The organism is Mesorhizobium sp. BH1-1-5 (assembly GCF_020165615.1).
Lineage (GTDB): Bacteria > Pseudomonadota > Alphaproteobacteria > Rhizobiales > Rhizobiaceae > Mesorhizobium.
The window spans coordinates 40,424-64,820 of sequence record NZ_JAIUIM010000014.1 but is presented as its reverse complement, the minus strand read 5'-3'; the positions used below and the strand labels follow the sequence as shown (position 1 = coordinate 64,820).

General features: G+C 65.2%; 23 protein-coding genes. 8 read left to right on the top strand and 15 right to left on the bottom strand.

What is annotated here, in order from left to right:
• Positions 1-203: 203 nt before the first annotated feature.
• The 8 genes from LB572_RS19525 to LB572_RS19490 all read right to left on the bottom strand — a co-directional run bounded on the left by LB572_RS19525 (position 204) and on the right by LB572_RS19490 (position 8,658).
• A complete protein-coding gene (locus LB572_RS19525; RefSeq protein WP_224668857.1) occupies positions 204-1,199 on the bottom strand; it encodes a Rieske 2Fe-2S domain-containing protein in 996 nt (331 codons plus the stop codon).
• Positions 1,196-2,341 carry a GNAT family N-acetyltransferase gene (locus LB572_RS19520; protein WP_224668856.1) on the bottom strand — a complete coding sequence of 382 codons (1,146 nt, stop codon included), beginning with the start codon at positions 2,339-2,341 and terminating at the stop codon, positions 1,196-1,198. Before LB572_RS19520 ends, LB572_RS19525 begins: the two co-directional genes overlap by 4 nt.
• Positions 2,338-3,594: a F390 synthetase-related protein gene (locus tag LB572_RS19515; RefSeq protein WP_224668855.1), complete on the bottom strand. Its 1,257-nt coding sequence runs from the start codon at positions 3,592-3,594 to the stop codon at positions 2,338-2,340. Before LB572_RS19515 ends, LB572_RS19520 begins: the two co-directional genes overlap by 4 nt.
• Positions 3,591-4,415: an MBL fold metallo-hydrolase gene (locus LB572_RS19510; RefSeq protein ID WP_224668854.1), complete on the bottom strand. Its 825-nt coding sequence runs from the start codon at positions 4,413-4,415 to the stop codon at positions 3,591-3,593. The genes LB572_RS19515 and LB572_RS19510 overlap by 4 nt, the downstream gene beginning before the upstream one ends.
• Entirely contained in the window at positions 4,412-5,395 is a 984-nt protein-coding gene (locus LB572_RS19505; RefSeq protein ID WP_224668853.1) for an NAD-dependent epimerase/dehydratase family protein, read from the bottom strand. Before LB572_RS19505 ends, LB572_RS19510 begins: the two co-directional genes overlap by 4 nt.
• Before the next feature lie 3 nt (positions 5,396-5,398).
• On the bottom strand, positions 5,399-6,388 hold the full coding sequence (locus LB572_RS19500; protein ID WP_224668852.1) for a 3-oxoacyl-ACP synthase III family protein: 990 nt from the start codon (positions 6,386-6,388) through the stop codon (positions 5,399-5,401).
• Between the two features lie 275 nt (positions 6,389-6,663).
• Complete coding sequence (locus tag LB572_RS19495; RefSeq protein WP_224668851.1) at positions 6,664-7,113, bottom strand: DNA polymerase III subunit chi; 450 nt, start codon at positions 7,111-7,113, stop codon at positions 6,664-6,666.
• Positions 7,114-7,116: 3 nt separating this feature from the next.
• Positions 7,117-8,658: a leucyl aminopeptidase gene (locus tag LB572_RS19490; protein ID WP_224668850.1), complete on the bottom strand. Its 1,542-nt coding sequence runs from the start codon at positions 8,656-8,658 to the stop codon at positions 7,117-7,119.
• 378 nt (positions 8,659-9,036) lie between these two features.
• Here LB572_RS19490 and lptF point away from each other — a divergent pair, with 378 nt between their 5' ends.
• The 8 genes from lptF (at position 9,037) to LB572_RS19450 (ending at position 17,512) form a co-directional block, all read left to right on the top strand.
• Positions 9,037-10,233 carry an LPS export ABC transporter permease LptF gene (lptF, locus tag LB572_RS19485; protein ID WP_224668849.1) on the top strand — a complete coding sequence of 399 codons (1,197 nt, stop codon included), beginning with the start codon at positions 9,037-9,039 and terminating at the stop codon, positions 10,231-10,233.
• Positions 10,234-10,235: 2 nt separating this feature from the next.
• Positions 10,236-11,318 (top strand): LPS export ABC transporter permease LptG, encoded by a 1,083-nt coding sequence (gene lptG / locus LB572_RS19480; RefSeq protein ID WP_140807470.1) that lies wholly within the window; start codon positions 10,236-10,238, stop codon positions 11,316-11,318.
• Positions 11,318-13,729: an LPS-assembly protein LptD gene (locus LB572_RS19475; protein WP_224668848.1), complete on the top strand. Its 2,412-nt coding sequence runs from the start codon at positions 11,318-11,320 to the stop codon at positions 13,727-13,729. The genes lptG and LB572_RS19475 overlap by 1 nt, the downstream gene beginning before the upstream one ends.
• Positions 13,730-13,951: 222 nt before the next feature.
• On the top strand, positions 13,952-14,875 hold the full coding sequence (locus LB572_RS19470) for a peptidylprolyl isomerase (RefSeq protein ID WP_140806555.1): 924 nt from the start codon (positions 13,952-13,954) through the stop codon (positions 14,873-14,875).
• Between the two features lie 69 nt (positions 14,876-14,944).
• A complete protein-coding gene (gene pdxA / locus LB572_RS19465; protein ID WP_224668847.1) occupies positions 14,945-15,979 on the top strand; it encodes a 4-hydroxythreonine-4-phosphate dehydrogenase PdxA in 1,035 nt (344 codons plus the stop codon).
• Positions 15,980-15,986: 7 nt separating this feature from the next.
• The gene (rsmA, locus tag LB572_RS19460; protein ID WP_224668846.1) at positions 15,987-16,832 is read left to right on the top strand and encodes a 16S rRNA (adenine(1518)-N(6)/adenine(1519)-N(6))-dimethyltransferase RsmA; all 846 of its coding nucleotides are present in this window, start codon (positions 15,987-15,989) and stop codon (positions 16,830-16,832) included.
• An 81-nt stretch (positions 16,833-16,913) separates the two neighbouring features.
• The gene (locus LB572_RS19455) at positions 16,914-17,222 is read left to right on the top strand and encodes a type II toxin-antitoxin system RelB/DinJ family antitoxin (protein WP_140806536.1); all 309 of its coding nucleotides are present in this window, start codon (positions 16,914-16,916) and stop codon (positions 17,220-17,222) included.
• The gene (locus LB572_RS19450; protein ID WP_224668845.1) at positions 17,219-17,512 is read left to right on the top strand and encodes a type II toxin-antitoxin system RelE/ParE family toxin; all 294 of its coding nucleotides are present in this window, start codon (positions 17,219-17,221) and stop codon (positions 17,510-17,512) included. The genes LB572_RS19455 and LB572_RS19450 overlap by 4 nt, the downstream gene beginning before the upstream one ends.
• A 39-nt stretch (positions 17,513-17,551) precedes the next feature.
• On the opposite strand, the gene gmk is transcribed toward LB572_RS19450, so the two are convergent.
• From gmk to fabD, 7 genes are all read right to left on the bottom strand, one after another.
• A complete protein-coding gene (gene gmk, locus LB572_RS19445) occupies positions 17,552-18,226 on the bottom strand; it encodes a guanylate kinase (protein ID WP_095767013.1) in 675 nt (224 codons plus the stop codon).
• A 5-nt stretch (positions 18,227-18,231) separates the two neighbouring features.
• A complete protein-coding gene (locus LB572_RS19440; RefSeq protein ID WP_224668844.1) occupies positions 18,232-19,122 on the bottom strand; it encodes a YicC/YloC family endoribonuclease in 891 nt (296 codons plus the stop codon).
• Between the two features lie 134 nt (positions 19,123-19,256).
• The gene (gene mltG / locus LB572_RS19435; RefSeq protein WP_224668843.1) at positions 19,257-20,534 is read right to left on the bottom strand and encodes an endolytic transglycosylase MltG; all 1,278 of its coding nucleotides are present in this window, start codon (positions 20,532-20,534) and stop codon (positions 19,257-19,259) included.
• Positions 20,535-20,689: 155 nt separating this feature from the next.
• Positions 20,690-21,952 carry a beta-ketoacyl-ACP synthase II gene (fabF, locus tag LB572_RS19430; RefSeq protein ID WP_224668842.1) on the bottom strand — a complete coding sequence of 421 codons (1,263 nt, stop codon included), beginning with the start codon at positions 21,950-21,952 and terminating at the stop codon, positions 20,690-20,692.
• A 34-nt stretch (positions 21,953-21,986) separates the two neighbouring features.
• The gene (locus LB572_RS19425; RefSeq protein ID WP_006203723.1) at positions 21,987-22,223 is read right to left on the bottom strand and encodes an acyl carrier protein; all 237 of its coding nucleotides are present in this window, start codon (positions 22,221-22,223) and stop codon (positions 21,987-21,989) included.
• 220 nt (positions 22,224-22,443) lie between these two features.
• Entirely contained in the window at positions 22,444-23,181 is a 738-nt protein-coding gene (fabG, locus tag LB572_RS19420) for a 3-oxoacyl-[acyl-carrier-protein] reductase (protein ID WP_224668841.1), read from the bottom strand.
• A 231-nt stretch (positions 23,182-23,412) separates the two neighbouring features.
• A complete protein-coding gene (gene fabD / locus LB572_RS19415) occupies positions 23,413-24,354 on the bottom strand; it encodes an ACP S-malonyltransferase (RefSeq protein WP_224668840.1) in 942 nt (313 codons plus the stop codon).
• Positions 24,355-24,397 lie beyond the last annotated feature (43 nt).

Here is a 24,397-nt window from a genome sequence, read left to right as displayed (position 1 = left end):
TTCCAAACGCCGGCGGGACAGCACCCCCCTCTGGCCTGCCCGCGAGGGGGGAGATCAGCAGATCCACCGGCAGCACCTTTCCTGCAACCTCGATGATTGGCGAAAGCGGTCGCGACATCCAATCTCCCCCCTTGCGGGGGAGATGCCCGGCAGGGCGGAGGGGGGTGTGAAGGAACCCGACCTAACCATATCGAGAACGAAAACTACAACTCGATCTGGTGCACCCTCACCCCACCAGCAGCCGCCGGCATCTTGCCTTCCATGATCGCCGCGATATCGCGGCGCAGGAAATCCAGCGGCCCGATGACCGGCAGGGCTTGCGGCGGCAGCCGAGCGTTGTCACTGGCCGATTTCAGCACGCGGCGGTCCTGATGCAGCGCGATAGTGAACAGCGGCTTGAAGGCCAGCGCCTTCAGCTCGCCGAGCAGACCCTGGCGCCGGCCGATCAGCCAGCCGACACCCTCGACGGTGCGCTCGTCGGCCTGGCGAAGATGGAAGGTGGTGGCCAAGACCAGCCCGTCCTTGCCCCAATATTCCAGCTCGGCGATGCCGGGATGGCGAAAGCGGCCGATGGTCCTTGCGCGCTCGCCTTCCAGGAGCCGGCTGATCAGGCCCTGCTGGCGGTCCTCGCCGGTGTAGCTCGCCTCGACCCAGCCCTCGCCGCCGGTCACCTCGACCCGCACCAGATGGCGCTTGGAGGTCAAGCCGCGCAGCAGGCCCTTATGGGTGAAATGGGTGTGGGTGGCATCGAGGATGTTTTCCGCCGCGTCGATCACCGTCGACTGCGTCGATGAACGCACCCGCCGCACGATGATGTCCCAGCCCTGCATGCAGTGCAGGTAAGGTTCGCCCCGTGGCGTGCCGGACGAGATGAAGACCACGCCGTCGCGCTCGATCGCCGCGTAGCGGCGGACCCGGTAATGCGGCATGGCGCCGACATGACCAGGAATGGCGGTGCAGCGGCCTTCGCCGTCATAGCGCCAGCCGTGATAAGGGCACTCGATCTCACCGCCGACGACCTTGCCGGTCGACAGCTCGACCAGCCGGTGCGGACAGCGGTCGAAAAGCGCTGCAATGCCTTGCGCCGAACGGAACAACACCACCGGCTCGCCATCGAACAGGATGCGCTTCGGCCGCTTGCCGACCTCCGCGGACAGCGCCACCGCCTGCCAATGATCCTCCCCACGACGCTCGCTCACAATTCGAACCTCCTGAGCAGCGGAATGCCTACCAGCGCCAGCACCGTCTCCATGACGCGGATCGCCAGGCGCCGGCGGCGCGCAAGATGCCCGGCATAGACGGCGTTGTATTCGATCGCGGCGACCGCGCCGCGCCGCTGTTTGAAATCGGCAGCACCCGCGCTCATGTTGAAGAACAGGCCGCGCGCCGTGGCGTGATCCTGCGCCACCGCCATCATCATGCGATAAAGCCCATCGGCCACCGGCAGGGCTGTGTCGTAGCCGACGATCGGCTGGGTCAGCGTGCCGCCGTTTTCGAACAGGCCGGTGATGGCGACGAGCTCGCCGCCCGGCCTGCGCAGCCCCGCCAGGCTGATGATGCCGCGCCGGTGCATCTCTGCGATGTAGCGCGCTGTGTAGTGCGGATTGAGCGGCGTGTATTTGTCGAGGTAGAGCAAATCGTAGAGCTGCTCGGCGCGTGCATAGTCGGCCTCGGTGAAATCGCCATTGCCGACCCGCTCGAACGGTGTTGCGCGCAGGCGGGCGCGATCGCGCTTCATGTCTCGCGTCAGCGCGGGCGTCGCGCTGCGGTCGGCGAAGATATAGATCTGGCGTGCCGCCAGCATTCGGAACCCTTCGGCCTTCAAAGCGGCAATGGTCGCCGGATCGGCGACGTCGTTCAACGAGCGGATGACGATGGAGCGATCGGGGAAACGCGCGGTCAGGTCGGCGCGCAGCGACGCGGCCGTCCGCCGGTCGAGCAGCGGCACCGGATTGGTCGAATAGAGCCAGTTGTTGACCTGCGCCTGACGGTCGAGGCCGCTTGCCCTGAGCAGCGGCGCGCAGGCCCTGATCAGTGCGTTCAATGCGCGTCGCAGCAGCGGGTGGGCGGCGAAGTTGCGCGTCTCGTCCATCGCATAGTCGATATAGGCGCTGCTCGGACAGCAGATATAGCAGTTGGGCGCTTCATCGGCGTCGTTCAGCGTCAGCGGAAAAGCCCGGCCGGCGACCTCGAAAGTCTCGACTTTCGTCTTGAGGTTGGCGATGAGATCGCGCACCGGCATCTCGTTGAAAAGCCTCACAAAAGCCTCGACCTTTGCCGGCTTGTTCTCGACCCGGTCGGCCTGCTGCGCAGGCCTTTCCATCGTCGCCGCGCCGCTCATCGCGCCGGCTCCAGGCGGCATTCGACGCGGCGCAGCTTGCGGCCTGTCTCCAGCGGCAGCGGCGCGCGGATGAGCGTCACGGTGGCGGCCGCCTTTCGCGCGTCCAGCAACGCTTGCACTGCTTGATGTGCGGCGGCCGCCGCGTCGTCTGCCAGCGTCGGCGGAAGCCTGAGCTCAACCCCGTCAGGCCCGGTCTGGACGAGGCGGAAATCGTCGATGCGGTGGTCGGCCTTGAGCACGGCGTTGCGCAGCACATCGGGCGTGACGAGCATCGGGCCGTCTGGCGAAGTGAGCCGGAAGACATCGTCCATGCGGCCGACGATCTCATCGACGCAGCGCAGCGGCGAACCGCAGCGGCAAGGTTCTTTGGACAAGCGCAATAGGTCGTTCATCCTGTAGCGTGCCATGATCTGGGTTTGGCGGCGAAAGGCCGTCACCAGCGGCGTCACCAACCCCTCGCCCGCCGGCTCGAATTCGAAGAAGACGGAGTCTTCGACAAGATGCAGCCCGCCCTGCCGGCAGGTCACCGCGAACAGGCCTTCGGTCGCCATGTAGATCTGATCGAGCGGCAGCCGGAAGAAATCCTCGATAACCGGACGGTCGACCGGATCCAGCGTTTCCGCCGCGGAAAAGACACGCCTCGGCCGGAGCCGGAAGTTCTCGGCCGCGAAATGCCGAAGCATTTTTGGCGGCGCGATGATGATTGTCGGGTCGAAGGCTTCGAGCGCGCCGCGCCAGCTTTCCGGCCCGTTCGCCAGATCGAAGAAGGCGAGCTTGATCAGGCGCGATTTGCGGGCGCTGTCATAGAGCCCGGTGTTCTGCGGCAGGATGACGGCGACGCGCATGCCGCGCCATAGAAGATCGGGCGTCGCCTTGGCGAGGATCGTGCCCAGCCAACGGTATTTCTCGGCCTCGGAAATCACGAACAGGCCGCGATTGCCCGATGTTCCGGTGCTGGCGCCGACAGTGAGCGATCCCGCGCAGCCGTCACGCTCCAGGGCCGCCCGGGCTTGCGCGGCGGTGAGACCGTGGACGTTGAATTCGTCGAAGCGCGCCATCAGCAGCGCTTTGTCGGTCACTGGCAGGTCGGCAAGCCGGTCCGGTGCGTGGCGATAGAAAGGCGCGCGCGGCAGGTCGCGGTCGAGGAAGCGCCGCAAGGCGGCCGCCTGCCAGCGCTCGAAATCGGGCCGGGTCTTGCGCGAGACCCAGCGTGTCAGGGCGAAGGACCCTGCCGCTTCCGCCAGCCTGTTCATGCAGCCTCCGGCGCGAGGTCATAAGGCGTCGGTACGGGATCGTGGCAGAGCATCACCTCGCCGCCGGCGGCCATGAAGCGGCGCAGCATGGCGCTGGTCGGCTCGAGCGCCGCGGCGTCCTCGGCGATCATCGTGGCCGGGAAGCCGGGCGTGCGGTTTTCGGTCAAGGCCGTGAGCAGCCATTGCACATCGACGGCGTAGAGCAGCGGGCGGTCCAGCCTATTCAACAGCAGGCCGAATTGGCCATCGGCATGGCCAGGAAGATCGACCGCGATCACGCTGCCGTCGCCGAAGAGATCGGCGCCGCCCGGGATGTCGCCCTGCGGCGCGACGCGCGGTTTCGCGGAGATGCCTTCCAGCCTCGCTTCGAAATCCGGAGGGAAGAGTTCGGTGAAGACGCCATGGCGCAGGTTTTGCTTGAGGCCGCGCGCCTTGACCCGCGCCCAGGCGGCGTCGCTGGCGATGAGGCGCGCGTTGCGGAACAGCGACAGGCCCGAAATATGGTCGGCATGGAAATGCGTGACGATGATTGTGCGGATGTCATCGGGCGACAGGCCGAAACGCTTGAGCACCGGCAGGACCTGCTCGGCAGTGTTGAGCTGCGGTTTCAGCAGCGCACCGTAGAGCCGCAGCATCCGGCCGCGACTGTCCCCAACAAGCGCCTCCGGCGTGTAGCCGGTATCGATCAGCACCGGGCCGGCAACGGCGTGAAAGATCAGCCCGTAGCGAACGCGCAGCCTGACGCTTTGCCAGCCGCCGCCGCGCAGGATCAGCCGCTCGGCCGCGCTCACCCAGGCGCTGTTGGCGAAGACGATCCTCATGGCCCGGCCCCGCCGGAAAACGTACGGTCAAACCCTTGTTCGAACGAGATTTTCGGCGCCCAGCCGAGCATCCGCTTCGCCTTGGAAAGGTCGAGGCTTTGCGCATAGGCGAAGAGGCCGAGCCCATAGCGGGTGACTGGCGGCTCGGGCCGGCCGGGCAACCGAAGCGCCACCGCTTCCATCAGGCCCGCCGCCAGCATCGCCGGCATGAGCGGCGTCGGCCGCCAGCGCGCCTTGAGACCAGCGCGGCCGCAGGCCTCGTCGGCGATGCGGCGGACCGGCAGCACCTCGCCGCCGGAAATGTTGAACACTTCCCCTTCCGCCTTGGCCGATACGGCAAGCGCCGCCATCACCGCGTCGACTACATCGTCGACATGGGTGAGGTCGATCGCCGCCCGGCCATCGCGAAACAGCGGTAAAGGCCGGCTTTCTGCTGCCTTGATCAGACGCGGCAGCAGCACCCGATCGCCCTTGCCATAGATGCCGCGCGGCCGCAGCACCACCGGATGGATGGCGGGCTGGCCAAGCACGACCGTCTCGGCCTCGCGCTTGGTGCGGGCATAGTGATTGACGGGCTCCGGCAAAGCCATGTCCTCGCTGAGCCCAAGCTGGTCGCGGAAGGCAAAGCATACGGACGGGCTGGAGATGTGGACGAAACGGCTGACGCCCTGCCGCCCGGCGAAGTCGACAAGGTTCCGCGTCGCCGTGACATTTGCCGCCACGAAATCCACGAGGCGGCCGAAGGGCGAAGAGAGCGCCGCGCAATGGATGATCCGCTCGACCCTGCCGAGCCTCGGGTCGACCGTCCCATCGAGCGGCTGCGCGAGGTCGTGGCGGATGATGCGATGACCGGCGGCTTCGAGCGCGGCGCAGCGCGCCTCGTCGCGGCCGAGCCCGAGCGCCAGCGTGCCGGACGCGGCCAGCCGCTCGAGCACATGGGAGCCGAGGAAGCCGCTGGCGCCGGTGACGAGCACGGCCATGCCTCAGACCTCCAGCGCCATGCCGCCGAAGGAGACGCCGGCCGACGTGCCGAGGAAGAGCAGCTTCTTGCCCGGTGTCACGCGGCCCTCGCGGCGCGCGACGTCCAGCGCGAAGGGAATGGAGGCCGCGATCTGGTTGCCGAAGCGAGCCGAGATGTCGACCAGTCTTTCCGGCGCGAAGCCGGTCTGGCGCGCCATGTGCGCGAGCGCGAAGGGGCTTGCCTGATGCGGCACGACGAGGTCGACATCGTCATGCCGCCAGCCGGCGCGTTCGAGCAGAGCGGCGACGAAGCCGTTGAAATAGCGCGCGGTGAGCCGGAACAGTTCCTTGCCATCCATGTGGAACAGGCTGTGCGCGGCGAACGCTTCCTGCTCCTTGCGGAAATCGAAGCGCGTGCCGCCCGAACCGATGCCGCAGGCCTCCCAGCCCGACGGATAGGTGCGCATCAGGCTCGCCGCCACCTTGCCCTCGCCGGGCTCGGCCTTGCGCAACACGGCCGCAGCGGCGCCGTCGCCGAAGAGCGCTGCGATCTCCGGCGCGTCCTGCCACGGCAAAGCGCGCGAGGCGACCTCGGATGAAAATACCAGCGCCGTCTCGCATTGCCCCGCCTCGATCATGCGGCCGGCGGTCTCGAAGGCGGTAAGGAAGCCGAGGCAAGTGCTGTTGACGTCGAAAGCGGCGGCCGAGCCGTCCGCCAGCCCAAGGCGCTGCATGACCAGCGGCGCGGTCGCCGGCAGCGGCTGGTATGGCACGCCGCAGCCGCCGATGATCAGGTCCACGGTGCCGGGATCAAGGCCGGCATCGGCAAGCGCAAGCGTGGCCGCGGCAAAGGCGAGATCGATTTGCGATTCGTCGTTGCAGACATAGCGCTCGACGACACCGGTGACGGTCTCAAGCGCGCCCTCGCCGAGGCTCAGCTTCTCTTCCAGCGCGCGCGTGGTGAGGCGCTCGGCCGGTACCGCCCTGCCGGTTCCGACGATCCTGATCCGCATTCTCCCCCCGCCGCATGAGCTTGGCCTATCTATAGTGCGGATCCAGCGTGATGGCCAAGGCTGCGCAGGATATGGACTGTACAGAAAAGAGAGAGCAGCAACGCCGCAATATGTTGCTTTCGCGATCTTTAGTGCGTTGCTCTTTCAGGCCCCTTTCGTCGGGGTTTTATGTTCTCAGTCCTTTACGGCGGGAACCTGATCCTCGCCATCGACCGGTTGGCGAATTTCCTTAAACGGGCGGTAGGTACTTGAGGAGAAGGCGATTGCAGGCCGAGCTAAGCCTTGCGCTCCCAGCGCCGATCGGGCGACTGCTGCCAGTAGGTGACGGCGTGGCCGGCTTCCTTCATCGTCTTCCAATGGCCGCGCGCGGCTTCGAGCTGTGCCGCGTCATGGCCGTCGAACAGGAAAACGGCGCGCTCGTAACCCGATAGCTCGGGCGGGCTGGCGCCGTCGACCAGGAAGCGTATCTGCGCGGCGTTCTGGTTGCTCTCGCCCGTGGTGAGCAGGACGGGCTGTTCGGCCGGATAGGCCTCGCGGTCGGTGGCATGCGCCAGGAAGGAATCGTCGCGGAAAATCCACAGATGCTGGTCGAGCGCGTCGCGGCGCTCTTCCGTGCCGGTCTGCACCACCGCGCGCCAGCCACGCTCGATGCTGCGCTCGAGCAGGCCCGGCAGCGCCTCCTCGAGCGTCGATTCCGTCAGATGGTAGAACAGGATGTCGGCCATCCCCTACCCTTCGTAATGATCGCGCACCAGCCTATCGAGCAGCCTGACGCCGAAGCCGGAGCCCCAGGACTGGTTGATCTCGCTCGACGGCGCGCCCATCGCGGTGCCGGCAATGTCGAGATGCGCCCAAGGCGTGTCCTTGACGAAGCGCTGCAGGAACTGCGCGGCGATGATGGCGCCGCCATAGCGGCCGCCGATGTTCTTCATGTCGGCGTTCTTGGAATCGATCAGCTTGTCGTATTCCGGCCCGAGCGGCATGCGCCACAACCGCTCCTGGGATGCCTGGCCGGCGCCGAAAAGCCGGCCGGCCAGCTCGTCATTGTTGGAGAACAAGCCGGCATAGTGCTGGCCGAGCGCCACCATGATGGCGCCGGTGAGCGTCGCCAGGTTGATCATGAACTTCGGCTTGAAACGGTCGTTGGCGTACCAGAGCGCGTCGGCGAGCACGAGGCGGCCTTCCGCGTCGGTGTTCAAGACTTCGATGGTCTGGCCCGACATCGAGCTGACGATGTCGCCGGGGCGCTGGGCGTGGCCGTCGACGGCGTTCTCGACCAGGCCGATGACACCGACCACGTTGGCCTTGGCCTTGCGCGCGGCCAGCGCATGCATCAGCCCGGTGACGGCGGCCGCGCCGCCCATGTCGCCCTTCATGTCTTCCATGCCGGAGGCCGGCTTCATCGAATTGCCGCCGGTGTCGAAGGTGACGCCCTTGCCGATGAAGGCGAGCGGCGCGTCCTTGGCCTTGCCGCCGTTCCAGCGCATCACCGCCAAGCGGGCGCCGCGCGGCGAGCCTTGGGCTACGCCGAGCAGCGAGCCCATGCCGAGCTTCTTCATCTCCTTTTCGGCGAGGATCTCGACCTCGACACCGAGCTGCTCCAGCACCTTGACGCGCTCGGCGAATTCGACAGGACCAAGCGCATTGGCCGGCTCGTTGACCAGATCGCGCGCCAACAGCACCCCGTCGACCACCGCCTCATCGCCGGCAAACGCCTTCTTCGCGGCCGCGGGGTCGGCGCAATGGATGGTTATCCTGGCAGGCTTGGCCGCCTCGGCCTTCCTGGCCGCCGCTCCCTTGGCGTCAGCCCCCTTTGAATCGGATTGCCCGTCTTCCTTGTCTTTCCTGGTCTTGTACTTGTCGAAGGAATAGCTGCGCAGCAGGATGCCGGCGGCAAGGCTTGCCGCCTGTCGGCCGTCAGGCTGCAGGTCCGGCAGATCGAGGACCACAGCTACCTCGGTCGCCTTGCGCAGCGAAGCGGCAACGGCGCCGCCGAGCTTCAGCCAGGCATTGTCGTCGAGGCTCGAGACCTTGCCGGCGCCGATCGCCACCAGCCGGTCGACCGAAACCCCTTCCGGCGCCAGCACCTCGGCCGAGCTTGCGAACTTGCCGGAAAAATCCGCGACCGGAAAGGCGCGAGCCAGCGAACCGGCCGGATCGCAGGCTTTCGCCGCCTCGCCGAGCCCGCCGCCGCCGGCGGCGAAGACGAAAACGCTGCCCTTCTTCGGCGCAGCGAACTTGGCGAAAGAAATGGAAGGTCTCGACGTCATCAGGTCCTACTTTCGGGGAATGGCCGTAAGGTGCCGGCAAAGGTAATTTTCAGCGAGCGAGAGGTTTGGCAAGCGTGCGCGACATTTGGTCGTTTTGCGCCATTTGGCAAGACTTTGGCCGAAATCGCAGTCTATATCGGCGCCACGATAGACAAAGGATTCGCCTCGGCACGACCTCAGCTTGCTGCCGCAACCTGCTGTTAACCATCGATGTTTTGCATTTCTTATCCATTGGCGCGGAGACTCCGCCACGCCGAAGTATGTGGCGTGGGGCGACAAACCGGAGCGAGCCGCCTATGAGCCAGTTGTACGGGCGCCGCCGGATGACTACCTTGTCGGCGGGCATGATGCCGTTCGGCAAAATCGAGAAAAGCCTTCATGAAGGTCGTTGAACGCTACATCATGCGCCGCGCGCTGACGATGTTCCTCGCATCGCTGGTCTGGACGCTGGCGATCGTGTGGACGACGCAGGTGCTGGCCAAGATCGACCTCGTCACCGACAACGGCCAGTCGGCGCTGACCTTCTTCGAGGTCGCGGCGCTCATCATCCCCTCCATCATCCCGATCGTGGTGCCGTTCGCCCTGGTGGTGGCGGTGGCGCAGACGCTGAGCGCGATGAACACCGATTCGGAGCTGGCGGTGCTCAGCGCGGCGGGCGCCTCGCGCTGGACGATCGCGCGGCCGATCCTGCTGCTCGCGGCGTTTGCCTGCGCCTTTTCCTTCATCGTCGACAACGCGATCGACCCCTATGCCAGGCAGAAGAACCGGCAACTGGTGGCGGCTTCGCGCGCCGACCTTGTCTCGCTGATCATCCAGGAAGGCACGTTCCGCAAGATCGACGAGGGCCTTTACCTGCAGGTCGGGGAACGGCTTCCCGGCAACAGGCTCGGCGGCATCTTCGTCGCCGATTCGCGCGAGGAAGGGGCCAGCCTCACCTATTACGCCAAGACCGGCAGCATCGTCGAAAAAGGCGACGAGAAGGTGCTGATGATGAATGACGGCGTCATCAACCGCAAATCGGTGACCGGCGACCTCTCCGTCATCCGCTTCACCTCTTACGCCTTCGACATGTCGGCCTTCCTGTCGGCGGCGAACGACATCACGCTGTTGCCCAAGGACCGGACGACGACCTATCTGCTCAACCCGGATCCCAACGACAAGATGTTCCAGCGCGAACCGGGCAGCTACCGGGCGGAGCTCAACCAGCGTTTCGCCGAATGGTCCTATTCGCTGGTGTTCGCGCTGATCGCGCTTGCGGTTGCCGGCGATGCGCGCTCGCACCGGGAGGCGCGCATCAATCCGCTGATCACGGCAATCGCGATCGCGCTGTTCGTGCGATGGCTGGGCTTCTTCGCTGCAGGCAAGGCCGACAGGGTCTGGTACTATGTCTACCTGCTCTACGGCATACCGATCGTCGCCTCGGCGGTCTCGGTCTGGTTCATCGTCTCCTCGCGCACCATGGAATTGCCGGTCAGTTGGGCCGACTGGCTGACGAACCTTGCCAAGCGCACCGGCGACAATTGGACGGCATTCAAGCTCTGGCTCGCCCGGCGCACTTCCGGCCAGGGAGCCTGACCATGGGCTGGACGCTGGGCCGCTATTTCTTCTTCCGCTACGTCTCGATTACCTTCTGGTTCTTCCTGGGCCTGCTGGCGCTGGTGTTCCTGATCGATTTCACCGAGCTTTCCGGCCGCACGACCGGGCTGCCCGGCTTCACCTACGGCATAGCCTTCGCCATTTCGGCGCTCAGGATGCCGATGATCATGCTGCAGACCGTGCCGTTCGTCGGGCTGTTCTCGGCGATGGCGACGCTGGTGTCGCTCAACCGCCGCTATGAGCTGGTCATCGCGCGCTCGGCCGGCGTCTCTGCCTGGCAGTTCCTGTTCCCCTGCTGCGTCGGCGCACTGATGTTCGGCGTGCTGTCGGTCGCCGTCATCAACCCGATCGCCGCGCATGGCTTTTCCTGGTCCGAGCAGATGGAGAACGACCTGCGGGCCGGCAAATCGAACGCCGTCACCACCAACGTCACGCCGTGGCTCCGGCAAAAGACCGAATCAGGCGACACCATCATCGGCGCCCGCGCCATCCTCAACCAGGGGTTGGAGATGGCGGATGCGGTGTTTTTCATCCTCGACCCGCAGGGCAACATCACCGAACGCAAGGATGCCGCCAAGGCCTTCCTGCGCGACGGCTACTGGGACTTGCAGGACGTCAAGGTCTTCAAGGGGGGCAATATCCAGGCGCTGGCCTCCGACAAGGTGCCGACCAACCTCAAGCCGGAATTCGTGCAGGAGCGCCTGGCGCGCCCGGAAACCATCCCCTTTTACGAACTGCCGCGCAAGATCGAGGTTGCCCGCTCCTTCGGGCTCAAGGCGAATGCCTTCGCCATGCAGTTTGATTCGCTGGTGGCGCTGCCGTTCCTTCTCGTCGCCATGACGCTGATTGCTGCAACGGTTTCAATGCGATTTGCGCGAATGGGGCAGTCGGCAACGATGATTCTGGGTGGCGTCGTGGCCGGCTTTCTGCTTTATGTCGTTTCGGTACTGGTCAAGGCATTCGGTGTCGCCGGATTCGTGCCTACAGTGGTGGCTGCATGGGTTCCGGTTGTCGTGGCTATGTTCTTTGGGGTGACGTTTCTGCTATACAAGGAAGACGGCTAGTGAGGGAGGCGGTTTTGCGCAGCCATAGGCAGGCCGGTTTGGCACGCCTCTATGGGGCGACCGCCTTGGCATGTCTGTTCGCCTGTGCGGTGCCGACGGCACCCGCTCTGGCGCAGACCATCGCTGCCAAGTCCGTCCCTTCCGGCACGCAGATGCTGCTGGCCGCCGATACGCTCGTCTATGACAACGACAAGCATACGGTGACGGCCGTCGGCGGCGTGCAGATCGACTATGGCGGCAACAAGCTGGTCGCCCAGCGTGTGGTGTACAACCGCGACACCAAGCGCCTCGTTGCCAGCGGCGCCGTCGAGCTGATCAACAGCGACGGCACCAAGGTCAATTCCGACCATATCGACATCACCGACGATTTCGCCGACGGTTTTCTCAACGCGCTGCGCGTCGAGACGATCGACAAGGCTTATTTCGCCGCCGAGAGCGCCGAGCGCATGGGCGGCGTGCTCACCACTTTCCACAACGGCGTCTACACCGCCTGCGAACCTTGCGAGGACAAGCCCGACAAAGCGCCGACCTGGCGCGTCAAGGCGCGAAAGATCATCTGGAACGGCGAGAAGAAGACGGTCCGCTTCGAGAACTCGAATTTCGAATTCTTCGGCTTCCCGCTTGCCTACCTGCCGGCCTTCGAGATCGCCGACCCGACGGTGAAGCGCAAGAGCGGCTTCCTGATCCCCGGCATCGTCTACAACAACCATCTCGGCGTCGGCGTCAAAGTCCCCTATTATTTCGCCCTGTCTCCGACCTATGACCTGACCGTCACCGGCAGCGGCTATACCAAGCAAGGCTTCCTCGGCGAGGCCGAGTGGCGCCAGCGCTTCAACAACGGCCAGTACACGCTGAAGATCGCCGGCATCAACCAGCAGGATCCCGACGCGTTCATCGATTCCGCCGGCCATAATGTGAATTCCGGCGCACCCAACGATCCGAACAAGTTCCGCGGCATGATGGGCACCAAGGGCCAGTTCGCCATCAACGAGCGCTGGAATTTCGGCTGGGACGTGCTGTTGCAGACCGACAAGGAATTCTCGCGCACCTACAACATCGACGGCTACAGCGATCTCGTCCACCAGTCGTCGATCTATCTGACGGGCTTGAGCGACCGCAATTATTTCGACGTCCGCGCCATGCGCTTCGAGGTGCAGGAAGACACGCTCTCCAGCGACCCGACGGCGCGCGCCGCCAAGCAGCCCTGGGTGCTGCCGTCGCTCGACTACGCCTATATCCCGGACACGTCGGTGGCCGGCGGCCAGCTGTCGTTCAACGTCAACGCACGCGTGATCAGCCGCAACCGGCTGGACGCCGTGCTCGCGGATATCAAGAATCCCGATTCCATCAACAATGTGCGCGGTATCGAAGGCGAGTCGAGCCGGCTGAGCGCGGAAGCCGAATGGAAGCGCACCTTCACCACCGATGGCGGCCTGCAATTGACGCCATTGCTCGCGTTGCGTGGCGACACCGGCTATGTCAACGCCAATTCGGCTTCGCTCGATGCCGTCAACCAGATGGCGACGAATCTCGGCCAGGACGTCGACATGCGCTCGTCGCTTGCCCGCTACATGGCCACCCTTGGCCTCGAGGCGCGTTGGCCGCTGCTGTTCTCGATGCCCAGCTCCAGCCATATCCTGGAGCCGACGGCGCAGGTCTTCGTGCGTCCGAACGAGCAATATGTCGGCGGGCTGGCCATTCCCAACGAAGACGCGCAGAGCTTCGTCTTCGATGCCACCACGCTGTTCGAGCGTGATAAATTCTCGGGCTATGACCGCATCGAAGGCGGCACGCGCGCCAATGTCGGCTTCCGTTACTCGGGCGCCTATGACAATGGCTGGGCCACGAACGCTATTTTCGGTCAGTCCTACCAGCTTGCCGGCGAAAACTCCTTTGCCGCACCCGATCTCGTGAATGTCGGGGCCGAGTCCGGCCTGGATAAGCGGACCTCGGACTATGTCGGCCTGGTCGGTTTCAACAGCCCAAGCGGTTTCTCCGGCTCGCTGAGCAGTCGTTTCGACGAGCAGACTTGGGAGGTCAGGCGCGCCGAAGTGAAGGCTGCCTATTCCAGCCTGCCGATATCGCTCAGCGCCAAATATGCCTTCATCGAGGCGCAGCCGCTCTATGGCTTCACCACCGACCGTCACGAGCTCACGCTCGGCGCCTCGACGCATCTGGCGCAGAACTGGCGGCTGTTCGGCACCGGTACCTACGACATCGAGACAAATGTGCTGGTCAAGGACGGTGTCGGGTTCGCCTATAACGATTCCTGCTTCACTTACATCATGACGTATTCGCAGACGCGTGACACCGTCACCAAGGAAGTGTCGCAGAACATCGGTTTCAACCTGTCGTTCCGCACGCTCGGCGATTTCGGCTCGTCAACAAGCTCGGTCGATACCATTCAGTGACCACGACTGCGCGCATGGACTCGGAGCCGTGCGCCGTTCCGGGCGCTCATGGTGCTTGGGCCTTGATTTGACGCGCGATCCCTTGAGTATAGGCTCGATTCTCGGCGTCATGCGCCGGCGACATCGTTTCGCCGCATAGGACGGGCATGGGGTCGACTGCATCGTGCAGGCGTTCGGAGGACGCGCGATGCCGTCGTGGTGGGGAAAAATTGGGAAGGCAAGATGAGGAAATACCTGTTTTCAGCGGGATTCGCGCTTCTGGTGGCGGCGGCCTCGGTTTCGGTCACGGCTGCCGTGCAGCCCGCTTTCGCCGCTGAGATCAAGTATGTCGTCAACGGCATACCGATCACCTCCGGCGACATCGCGCACCGGGCCGCCTTCTTCAAGCTGCAGCACAAGAAGGGCGATGCCAAGGAGGAGATGATCGACCAGACGCTGCGGCTGGCGGAGGCCAAGCGGCTCGGCATCCGCATCAGCGATCAGCAGGTCGACGCTGCCTACCAGCGCTTTGCCTCAGGCAACAAGATGCCGCTGGCGAAACTGGACGCGATCATGGCGCAATCGGGCGTCACCAAGGAGCATTTCAAGGAATTCATCCGCGCCCAGATGGCCTGGAACCAGGCGCTCAGCGCACGCTACCGCTCCGGCGAAGGCGGCTCGGTGACCGAGCAGGACGCCGTGCGGCGCATGCTCGACAAGGGCGGCGCCAAGCCGACCGCGACGGAATACATGCTGCAGCAGGTGATCTTCGTGGTGCCGGCATCGGAGCGCGCCGCCACGCTCGCCAAACGCAAGCGCGAAGCGGACGCCATGCGCGCCCGCTTCAACGGCTGCAACACCACGCGCGAGTTTGCCAAGGGCTTGCTCGACGTCACCGTGCGCGATCTCGGCCGGTTTCTGGCGCCGCAATTGCCGTCCGACTGGGCCGAGCAGATCAAGGCGACCAAGGCCGGCGGCGCGACGCCGACCCGCGAGACAGAGCGCGGCGTCGAATTCATCGGCATCTGCTCCTCGCGCGAGGTTTCCGACGACAAGGCCGCGCAGACGGTGTTCCAGGCCGAAGGCAGCAGCGACAAGGACGCCGAAGAACTCAGCAAGAAGTATGTCGCCGAATTGCGCCAGAAGGCCAAGATCGTCGAGCGCTAGAGCGACAAGCGTGTCTCGACACAGCAGCAAGTTCGCCCAAGCCATGAGCGGCCTGATCCGCGAACTGGCATGAGTGTGCAGAAGACCGATGCCCCGCTTGCGCTCAGCGTCGGCGACCCCTCGGGCATCGGGCCCGAAATCGCCATCGCCGCCTGGCAGGCAGGCGACAGTGCCGACGTGCCGCCCTTCTATCTCATCGCCGACCCCGCGCTGATCGAAGCCCGCGCCCGCCTCGTCGGCGCGAACATCACGATTGCCGAGACGCTGCCGGGACAGGCGGCGCATCACTTTGCCCGGGCTCTGCCTGTCGTGCCGCTCGAGGCGCGCCACGTCGACAGCCCGGGACAACCGGATCCGGCCAACGCCGCCGGCACGATCGAGGCCATCGACCGCGCCGTCGCCGACTGTCTGGCCGGCCGCGCCGCCGCTGTGGTCACCTGCCCGATCGCCAAGAAGCCGCTCTATGATGCCGGATTCGGCTTTCCCGGCCACACCGAATATCTGGCGCATCTGGCCTCGCGCCACACCGGCAGCGACGTGACGCCGGTAATGCTGCTGGCCGGACCGGATCTGCGCACCGTCCCCGTGACCATCCACATCGCCTTGGCCGACGTGCCAAAGGTACTGACGACGGAACTGATCATTGCCACCGCGCGCATCACCGCCGCCGATCTCAAGAGCCGTTTCGGCATCTCGCGGCCCAGGCTTGCGATCGCCGGGCTCAACCCGCATGCCGGCGAAGGCGGCGCCATGGGCCTGGAGGACATTGCCATCGTCGCCCCGGCCGTCGAGATGTTGAAAGCGGAAGGCATCGACGCGATCGGACCGCTGCCGGCCGACACGATGTTCCATTCGCGGGCGCGCGCCGCCTATGACGCTGCGCTGTGCATGTATCACGACCAGGCGCTGATACCGGCCAAGACTTTGGCCTTCGACGAAGCGGTGAACGTGACGCTGGGCCTGCCTTTCATCCGCACCTCGCCCGACCATGGCACGGCCTTCGACATCGCCGGCAAAGGTATCGCGCGCGCCGACAGCCTGATCGCCGCGCTGAGGCTGGCGCGCCGGCTCGCCGACAGCGGCCGGCAGATGGCGGCCGCGTGAGGATCCATTGAGCGGACGCACCACGATCGACGGGTTGCCGCCGCTGCGCGAGGTGATCGAGCGGCACGGCCTGCAGGCCAAGAAGGCGCTTGGGCAGAATTTCCTGCTCGACCTGAACCTGACAGGCAAGATCGCGCGCGCGGCCGGCGATCTCGGCGAGGCGACGGTGATCGAGGTCGGTCCCGGCCCAGGCGGGCTAACGCGGGCGCTGCTCTTCAACGGCGCGCGGCGCGTGATCGCCATCGAGCGCGACGAGCGCTGCCTGGAAGCGCTGGCCGAGGTCTCCAGCCACTATCCCGGCCGCCTCGAGGTCATTGCCGGCGATGCTCTGAAAACGGATTTTGCAGCACTTGCCGGCACGGCGAACGGTGGGTCGGTGAAGATCGTCGCCAATCTGCCCTACAACATCGGCACCGAGCTTCTGATCCGCTGGCTGACGGTGGCCGAGTGGCCCCCCTTCTACCAATCGATGACGCTGATGTTCCAGCGCGAGGTGGCGGAACGCATCACCGCGGATCCGGGCAGCGACGCCTATGGCCGGCTCGGCGTGCTGGCCGGCTGGCGCACCGAGGCGAGGATCGCCTTCGACGTGCCGCCGCAGGCATTCACACCGCCGCCGAAGGTCACTTCCTCCGTGGTGCATCTGGTGCCACGGCAGTCTCCCCTCCCCGTGGACGGTAAAAAGCTCGGCCGCGTCACCGAGGCGGCCTTCGGCCAGCGCCGCAAGATGCTCAGGCAAAGCGTGAAGAGCCTGGGCGGCGAAGCCTTGCTCACGCGTGCCGGCATCGACCCGACGCGGCGGGCCGAAACGCTCAGCGTGGAGGAGTTCGTCAGGCTGACGAACGCGATGTAGTTCTTTTTCGGTGGACGGGAAAGGAAGGCTGCGCTGGCAATCGTCATTCAAATGCATTACAATACGGCAAAGGAGGTTGCCATGCCAACGAACGCACTTGTCCAGACGCGTATCGACGCCGAAATCCGGGATCGGGCCTCCGCGGTGCTCGAAAGCATGGGCCTCACGGTTTCGGATGCAGTCCGTATACTTCTTACCCGAACCGCCAACGAGGGCGCGTTGCCTATCGATCTGCTCGCAACGAGTGAGGCGCACGATGCGTGGTTTCGCGCAAAAGTGCGCGAAGCAATCGACGACACCCGACCAGACATTTCGGGCGAACAAGTTGAGGCGCATTTTGCCAAGCGACGCGCGGCGGCGCGTCGCAAGGCCGGTAACGCTAAATCTTGAGGATCGTCTGGTCAGTCCTGGCGCTTTCGGATCGCGACGGGATATTCACGCATATCGAGGCCGAAAATCCTATGGCCGCAATCGCGATAGACGAGCGGATAATCACGGCGACAAGCCGCCTTCAGGACTTTCCCGAGAGCGGCCGGCCCGGCAGGCTTGCGCAAATCCGAGAGCTTGTCATCGTCGGAACCCCGTATATCGCCGCCTATCAAGTGACCGAGAATGCCGTTCGAATTCTGCGCGCGCTTCACGGCGCACAACGTTGGCCAGATGAGCTACCGGGCAGCTGATGAGGCTTGTTTGGTCCAAGGTGCCAACGAGCTGCTGCCTTACCCCGTCTTCTCGTCCAGCAATCCCGAAATGAAATCGAACAGGCCCGGCCGCCTGTCGCGCCGAAGCCGTTCCGCCGTGACGATGGCGCGGACCTCGGCGAAGGCGCGGTCGAGATCGTCGTTGACGATGACGAAGTCGTATTCCTTCCAATGCTCGATCTCGAGGCGAGCGTTCTTCAGCCTGGTTTCGATGACCGATTCCTGGTCCTCGGCGCGGCGCTTCAGGCGCGCCTTCAATTCCTTCATCGAAGGCGGCAGGATGAAGATCGAGACGATGTCGGCGCGCATCTTCTCCTTGAGCTGCTGGGCACCCTGCCAGTCGATGTCGAAGAGCATGTCGCGGCCTTCGGCCAGCGCGATTTCCGCCGGCTCGCGCGGTGTCGCATAGCAATTGCCGTGCACTTCGGCCCATTCGAGCAGCGCGTCGGAATCGCGCAGCCGCTCGAACTCGCGCATGGTGCGGAAATGATAGTGGACGCCTTCGATCTCCGAACCGCGGCGTGGCCTTGTCGTGACGGAGACCGAAAGCTCGAGGCTTCCATCGCTTTCCAGAAGATTGCGCGCGATCGTCGACTTGCCGGCGCCCGACGGCGACGACAGCACCAGCATCAATCCGCGGCGGCGGATGCGGGATCCCAAATCCCTGGCAGCCGTCGGTTCCTTGGCAACCATTCCCGTCACTCCAGATTCTGGACCTGCTCGCGAAACTGGTCGACCACCGCCTTGAGCTCCAGCCCGATCGCGGTGACCGCGGCGGCGTTCGACTTGGAGCATAAGGTATTCGATTCGCGATTGAATTCCTGTGCCAGAAAATCGAGCTTGCGGCCAACGGCGCCGCCGCTTTTGAGCAGCGCCCGCGCCGAAGCGACATGTGTCTTCAGCCGGTCGATCTCCTCGCGGATGTCGGCCTTGGTGGCGAGGAAGGCCGCTTCCTGGTGCAGCCGGGCGGCATCGAGATTGGCCGAAGCATCCATCAGGAGGCGCACCTGCTCGGCGATGCGCTCGCGGATCGCGGCGGGCTCGCGCGAGGAGTCGGCTTCGGCCTTCAGCGTCAGCGCCTCGATGGCGTCGACATGGCCGGAAAGCAGCGCGCCAAGCGCTGCGCCCTCACCGCGGCGCGCCTGCTCGAGGCCGGCGAGCGCTGCCTCGAGCGCCGACACGATCGCGGCATCGAGAGCGGCCCGTTCCTCATCGGTCTCGACGGCCTCCGGGACGTCGAGCACCCCGCGCAGGGAGAGCAGGCCGTCGGCGGTGGCGGGGTGGGTGCCGAACTGCTCCTGCAAGCGCTTGGCGAGCCCCGCAAGGTCCTTGAGGAACGCCTCGTTGACCACCGGCTGGGTTTGCCTTGCAACGGCGCGGCCGACGCTCAACGTCGCCTGGAAATTGCCACGCGCGAAGCGCTTCTGGATGGTCTGCCGGACAGCGGTCTCCAGCCGGTCGAACCCCTGCGGCAACCTCAGCCTCACCTCGGCGCTCTTGCCGTTCACCGATTTCACCTCCCAGGCGATCGAGGTGCCCTCGCTTTCGGCGGCGGACCGCGCAAAACCGGTCATGCTTTGCAGGCTCATTGCCCTGTCGTCCCCCTGTCGCAGCCAAGGCATACGTGGCCCAGCGCTGCGCGCCCCAAAAATCGCCGGACGATCAGCCGGCGCCCCCTCAAAACATGAATATGGCCTCGCGTCAAAGGACGCGTGCGGCAAGCCTACTGGGCAGCGTCGCCGTTCTCGCCGCCGTCGCCATTGTCCCCGGCGTCATTGCCGTCGGCATTGCCATCGGGAGCGGCCGGCGCCGTCGTCTGGCCGGAAGCCTTGGCCGCAGCATCCGCCTGCTTCTTCTGCAGCGCCCGGTAGCGGGCGACATTCTGGTTATGCTCTTCCAGCGTCGCGGCAAAGACATGGCCGCCATTGCCGTCGGCGACGAAATAGAGGTCGTCGGTCTTCGACGGATTGGCGACCGCTTCGAGCGCAGCGCGACCGGGATTGGCGATCGGCGTCGGCGGCAGGCCCTTGATCATGTAGGTGTTGTAGGGCGTCTGCTTGTCGAGGTCCGACTGATAGATCGGCCGGTCGGCCGGCTTTCCCTTGCCGCCGAACAGACCGTAGATGATGGTCGGGTCGGACTGCAGCCGCATGCCCTTGGCCAGGCGATTGAGGAACACGGCAGCGACGCGCGAGCGCTCGTCGCTGCGGCCCGTCTCCTTCTCGACGATGGAAGCCAGCGTGACGAAGTCATCGACGTTGGCGACCGGCAGGTCGGGCGCGCGATGCGACCAGACGTCGTCGACGAGCTTCTTCTGGTCGGCAACCAGCTTGTCGACCATCTGCTGCCTGGTGGCGCCGCGCGTGAAGCGCAGCGTGTCGGTGGCAATGCTGCCCTCCGGCGGCAAGCTCGGCGGCATGTCGCCGGTAAGCGCCTCCTGATCGGCGACGCGCTGCAGCGCCTGCTCGACCGTCAGCCCTTCGGGAATGGTGAGCGAGTACATCACCGACTTGCCGCTCTTGAAGAGGTCCATGATGTCGCGCATCGAGGCGCGCGGCTTGATGGCGTATTCGCCAGCCTTCAGCGCCGTTTCATTGCCGGTGGCGCGCACGCCGAGCCGGAAGATGCGGGCATCGCTGATCAGGCTGCGGCGTTCGAGCTGGTCGGCGATCTCCTGGACGCCGGTGTTCGGCTTGATCATGAAAGTATCGCCATTGGCGGACGGACCGGGCTCGACGAAAGCCTGCATGCCGAAATAGAGCGCGGCTCCCGAGGCGAGCACGACCAGGATGACCATGGAGAGGAAGAAATTGAGGAACACGACGACCTGGCTGCGCGAGGCGCGCGAGCGCTTCGACGGCGGCGGCGTGCCGGCTTCCGGGCGCAACGCCTCGGCCGCGGTCTTCGGCACGATCGGGCCCTTTGTGCCTTGCCGTCCGAATTCCCCTTCGCCGCCTGGATTTGCGGCCCCAGGATTTGTGCTCCCCGGATTTGTGCTCATGGGCGCGCCCTACCGTCTGATCTGCAACGAATCCCCCGGCAAGAAGCTAGGGGAGAATTTGGCAAAAATGACGGCAGGTGGCGGGACTGCCGGCTGATTGTCTGTCTCTGAGCAATCCCGGTCGGAAACGGCTATGCACGCTTCCCTGGAATCTTTCAGCCATTGTAACGCTGGAACACGAGCGAGGCGTTGGTGCCGCCGAAGCCGAAGGAATTCGACAGCGCGACGTCGATCTGGCGCAGGCGCGGCTTGTTCGGCACGAGATCGATCGCCGTCTCGCGCTCCGGATTGTCGAGATTGATGGTGGCGGGCGCTACGTTGTCGCGGATGGCAAGGATCGAAAAGATCGCTTCCGCGGCACCCGCGGCGCCCAGCAGATGACCGATCGACGACTTGGTCGACGACATCGAAATCTTCGAGGCGGCATTGCCGACCAGCCGCTCGACCGCGCCAAGCTCGATCGTGTCGGCCATGGTCGAGGTGCCGTGCGCGTTTATGTAGTCGACGTCGGCCGGCGAGAGTTTCGCGCGGTTCAGCGCCGCCGTCATGCAGCGGAAGGCGCCATCGCCATCTTCGGCCGGCGCGGTGATATGGTGGGCATCGCCAGTCAGGCCATAGCCGGTGACTTCGGCATAGATCTTGGCGCCGCGCGCCTTGGCGTGCTCCAGCTCCTCCAGGACGACGACGCCGGCGCCCTCGCCCATGACGAAGCCGTCGCGGTCGCGATCATAGGGACGCGATGCTGTTTCGGGGCTGTCGTTGCGCTCGGTGGAAAGCGCGCGGCAGGCGGCGAAGCCGGCAATCGACAGCCGGGTGATCGGCGCTTCGGCGCCGCCCGCCAGCATCACATCGGCATCGCCCCACATGATCAGCCGGGCCGCATCGCCGATGGCGTGCGCGCCGGTCGAGCATGCGGTGACCACCGCATGGTTCGGGCCTTTCAGGCCGTGGCGGATGGAGACCTGGCCGGAAACCAGGTTGATGATCTGCCCGGGAATGAAGAAGGGGCTGATGCGGCGCGGGCCGCGTTCCTTGAGGATCATCGCGTTTTCCGCGATGCCGTCGATGCCGCCAATGCCGGAGCCGATCAGCACGCCGGTGGCGCATTGCTCCTCATGCGTCTGAGGCTTCCAGCCGGAATCGGCCAGCGCCTCGTCGGCGGCCGCGATGCCGTAAAGGATGAACTCGCCGATCTTGCGCAGTTCCTTCGGCTCGAGCACGGCCTCCGGATTGAAGGTGCCGTTCGAGCCGTCGCCGCGCGGGATGACGTGGGCGATCTTGCAGGCAAGATCGTCCACCTCGAATTCAGTGACGCGGCGGCAAGCGCTGCGGCCGGAGAGCAATTCCCGCCAGCTGTGCTCGACGCCCGTGCCAAACGGCGAAAGCAGGCCAAGGCCCGTGACGACGACACGCCTCATCGCAGGTCCTCCCCGGTAATGCCTGCGAAAGAACTCAGGCCGAGGCCTTGTCGATATACTTCACGGCGTCGCCGACGGTCAGGATGGTCTCGGCGGCATCGTCCGGAATCTCGACGCCGAATTCTTCTTCGAACGCCATGACGAGTTCGACCGTGTCGAGGCTGTCCGCGCCCAGATCGTCGATGAAGCTCGCCTGCTCCGTCACCTTGTCGGCATCGACGCCGAGATGCTCGATGACGATCTTCTTGACGCGCTCTGCGGTGTCACTCATTTGGGGCAATCCTCGTCTCATGTTGTCTATCTTCGTTAGCGGGCGGAATGCCGCTAATCAAGCTGAAAGATGGTCTTGCGGGCAACGCAACGCCACAGGACCGGCTTTTGCCCGAACCGCCGGGTTGCGGGCCGCATTACACGAAAAATGGCGGGCGTCCAAGCCGAAATGGCTGTTTTCACAGGCGCGGCCGACCCTAGTCGGTCAGACCATCACCCCGTCAGATCATCGCCATGCCGCCATTCACATGAATGGTCTGGCCGGTAACGTAAGCCGCCTCATTGGAAGCAAGATAGGCGACGGCGGACGCGACCTCGGCGCTGGTGCCCATGCGCCTTGTCGGGATCGCGGCCATGATCGTCTCTTTCTGCTTGTCGTTGAGCTTGTCGGTCATGGCCGATTCGATGAAGCCCGGGGCGACGCAGTTGACGGTGATGTTGCGGGTGGCGATCTCCTGCGCCAGCGACTTGGAAAAGCCGATCATGCCGGCCTTGGAGGCGCAGTAATTGGTCTGGCCGGGATTGCCGGTGACGCCGACCACCGAGGTGATGTTGATGATGCGGCCATGACGGCGGCGCATCATCGGATGGGTCAGCTCGCGGGTGAGCCGGAACACGGCGGTGAGGTTCACCTCGATCACGGTGTCCCAGTCGGCGTCCGACATGCGCACGAACAGGCCGTCCTTGGTGATACCGGCATTGTTGACCAGGATGTCGACGCCCTCGAGATCGGCTTCCGCCTTCTGCCCGAGCGCCTTGACCGCGTCGCGGTTGGTCAGATCCGCCGGAAACAGTTTTACGCGGTCGCCCAATTCGCCAGCCAGGGCCTCCAGCTTCTCGACACGGGTGCCGTGCAGGCCGACGATGGCGCCCTGGCTGTGCAGCACCCTGGCGATCGCCTCGCCGATGCCACCCGTTGCGCCGGTGACGAGCGCCTTGCGGCCGGTCAGTTCGAACATTTTTGCAACCTCATTTTTCCGAATTCGCCGCGGGCGATCCTGGCTCCGTATATGTCAAATCATCCAAACCACGCCAGAAATCTTCGGCCTTTTGTACATCCTCGTCACCGCGCCGAATGCGCTCCACAACCTCACCTGCAACGCGATAGTCCTCGTTCAGCCGTTCGGTTTTGCTTAGACCAATCTTCGAAGTGAACAATTCGACACCTATCGGTAACGTTCGAGCGCTCCTTAGCCAAGTGCCGCCAGCGCCGCCTCGACTTCCGCCGCCGTGCCGATGGCGCCGGTGGCGATGTCGCGGTTGATGCGGCGCGCCAGACCCGACAGCACCTTGCCAGCGCCGACCTCGTAGAGCGTTGCCACACCATTTGCGCCGAACCATTCCACCGTCTCGCGCCAGCGCACGCGGCCGGTGACCTGCTGGACCAGCCGGCGGGCGATCTCGTCCGGATCGCTGGTCGGCGTCACCGTCACGTTGGAGACGACGGGGACCACCGGCGCCTGCTTGGCCACGCCCGCCAGCGCCTCGCGCATGATGTCGGCCGCCGGCGCCATCAGCGCCGAGTGGAAGGGAGCGGAAACCTGCAGCATCAGCGCCCGCTTGGCGCCCTTTTCAGTGCACAGCTTCGCCGCCAGCTCGACCGCCGCCTTGGCGCCGGAAATCACCAGCTGGCCGCCGCCATTGTCGTTGGCGACCTGGCAGACGGAGCCTTTGGCGGCCTCGGCGCAAGCGGCTTCGACATCTGCCTGCTCCAGCCCGATGATGGCGGCCATGGCGCCCTCGCCGGCCGGCACCGCCGCCTGCATGGCGTTGCCGCGGGTCCGAAGCAGCCGCGCCGCATCGCCGACCGAAACGAAGCCGGCAGCGGCAAGCGCGGAATATTCGCCCAGCGAATGACCGGCCACATAAGCCACCTTGTCCTTCAGCGAGAAGCCGCGCGCTTCGAGCGCCCGCATCGCCGCCAGCGACACCGCCATCAGCGCCGGCTGCGCGTTGGCGGTCAGCGTCAGCGTCTCTTCCGGGCCTTCCCAGATCAGTTTCGACAGTTTTTCGCCGAGCGCGGCGTCCACTTCCTCGAAGACGCGGCGCGCTTCGGGGAATTGATCGGCGAGGTCCTTGCCCATGCCGACGGCCTGGCTGCCCTGTCCCGGAAAGGTGAATGCGACGGCCATTTGAGGTCTCTCCAAAGGCTGGTTTTCCCTGCCTCTGGCGCAA

Excerpts from the sequence above, each read along its gene's own strand:
- fabF (WP_224668842.1), bottom strand. The coding sequence starts at position 21,952 with ATGAGGCGTGTCGTCGTCACGGGCCTTGGCCTGCTTTCGCCGTTTGGC.
- LB572_RS19490 (WP_224668850.1), bottom strand. The coding sequence starts at position 8,658 with ATGACGTCGAGACCTTCCATTTCTTTCGCCAAGTTCGCTGCGCCGAAG.
- lptG (WP_140807470.1), top strand. The coding sequence starts at position 10,236 with ATGGGCTGGACGCTGGGCCGCTATTTCTTCTTCCGCTACGTCTCGATT.
- LB572_RS19520 (WP_224668856.1), bottom strand. The coding sequence starts at position 2,341 with ATGAGCGGCGCGGCGACGATGGAAAGGCCTGCGCAGCAGGCCGACCGG.
- LB572_RS19515 (WP_224668855.1), bottom strand. The coding sequence starts at position 3,594 with ATGAACAGGCTGGCGGAAGCGGCAGGGTCCTTCGCCCTGACACGCTGG.
- mltG (WP_224668843.1), bottom strand. The coding sequence starts at position 20,534 with ATGAGCACAAATCCGGGGAGCACAAATCCTGGGGCCGCAAATCCAGGC.
- LB572_RS19510 (WP_224668854.1), bottom strand. The coding sequence starts at position 4,415 with ATGAGGATCGTCTTCGCCAACAGCGCCTGGGTGAGCGCGGCCGAGCGG.
- LB572_RS19500 (WP_224668852.1), bottom strand. The coding sequence starts at position 6,388 with ATGCGGATCAGGATCGTCGGAACCGGCAGGGCGGTACCGGCCGAGCGC.
- LB572_RS19495 (WP_224668851.1), bottom strand. The coding sequence starts at position 7,113 with ATGGCCGACATCCTGTTCTACCATCTGACGGAATCGACGCTCGAGGAG.
- lptF (WP_224668849.1), top strand. The coding sequence starts at position 9,037 with ATGAAGGTCGTTGAACGCTACATCATGCGCCGCGCGCTGACGATGTTC.
- LB572_RS19505 (WP_224668853.1), bottom strand. The coding sequence starts at position 5,395 with ATGGCCGTGCTCGTCACCGGCGCCAGCGGCTTCCTCGGCTCCCATGTG.
- LB572_RS19470 (WP_140806555.1), top strand. The coding sequence starts at position 13,952 with ATGAGGAAATACCTGTTTTCAGCGGGATTCGCGCTTCTGGTGGCGGCG.
- LB572_RS19455 (WP_140806536.1), top strand. The coding sequence starts at position 16,914 with ATGCCAACGAACGCACTTGTCCAGACGCGTATCGACGCCGAAATCCGG.
- fabD (WP_224668840.1), bottom strand. The coding sequence starts at position 24,354 with ATGGCCGTCGCATTCACCTTTCCGGGACAGGGCAGCCAGGCCGTCGGC.
- fabG (WP_224668841.1), bottom strand. The coding sequence starts at position 23,181 with ATGTTCGAACTGACCGGCCGCAAGGCGCTCGTCACCGGCGCAACGGGT.
- LB572_RS19440 (WP_224668844.1), bottom strand. The coding sequence starts at position 19,122 with ATGAGCCTGCAAAGCATGACCGGTTTTGCGCGGTCCGCCGCCGAAAGC.
- gmk (WP_095767013.1), bottom strand. The coding sequence starts at position 18,226 with ATGGTTGCCAAGGAACCGACGGCTGCCAGGGATTTGGGATCCCGCATC.
- pdxA (WP_224668847.1), top strand. The coding sequence starts at position 14,945 with ATGAGTGTGCAGAAGACCGATGCCCCGCTTGCGCTCAGCGTCGGCGAC.
- LB572_RS19425 (WP_006203723.1), bottom strand. The coding sequence starts at position 22,223 with ATGAGTGACACCGCAGAGCGCGTCAAGAAGATCGTCATCGAGCATCTC.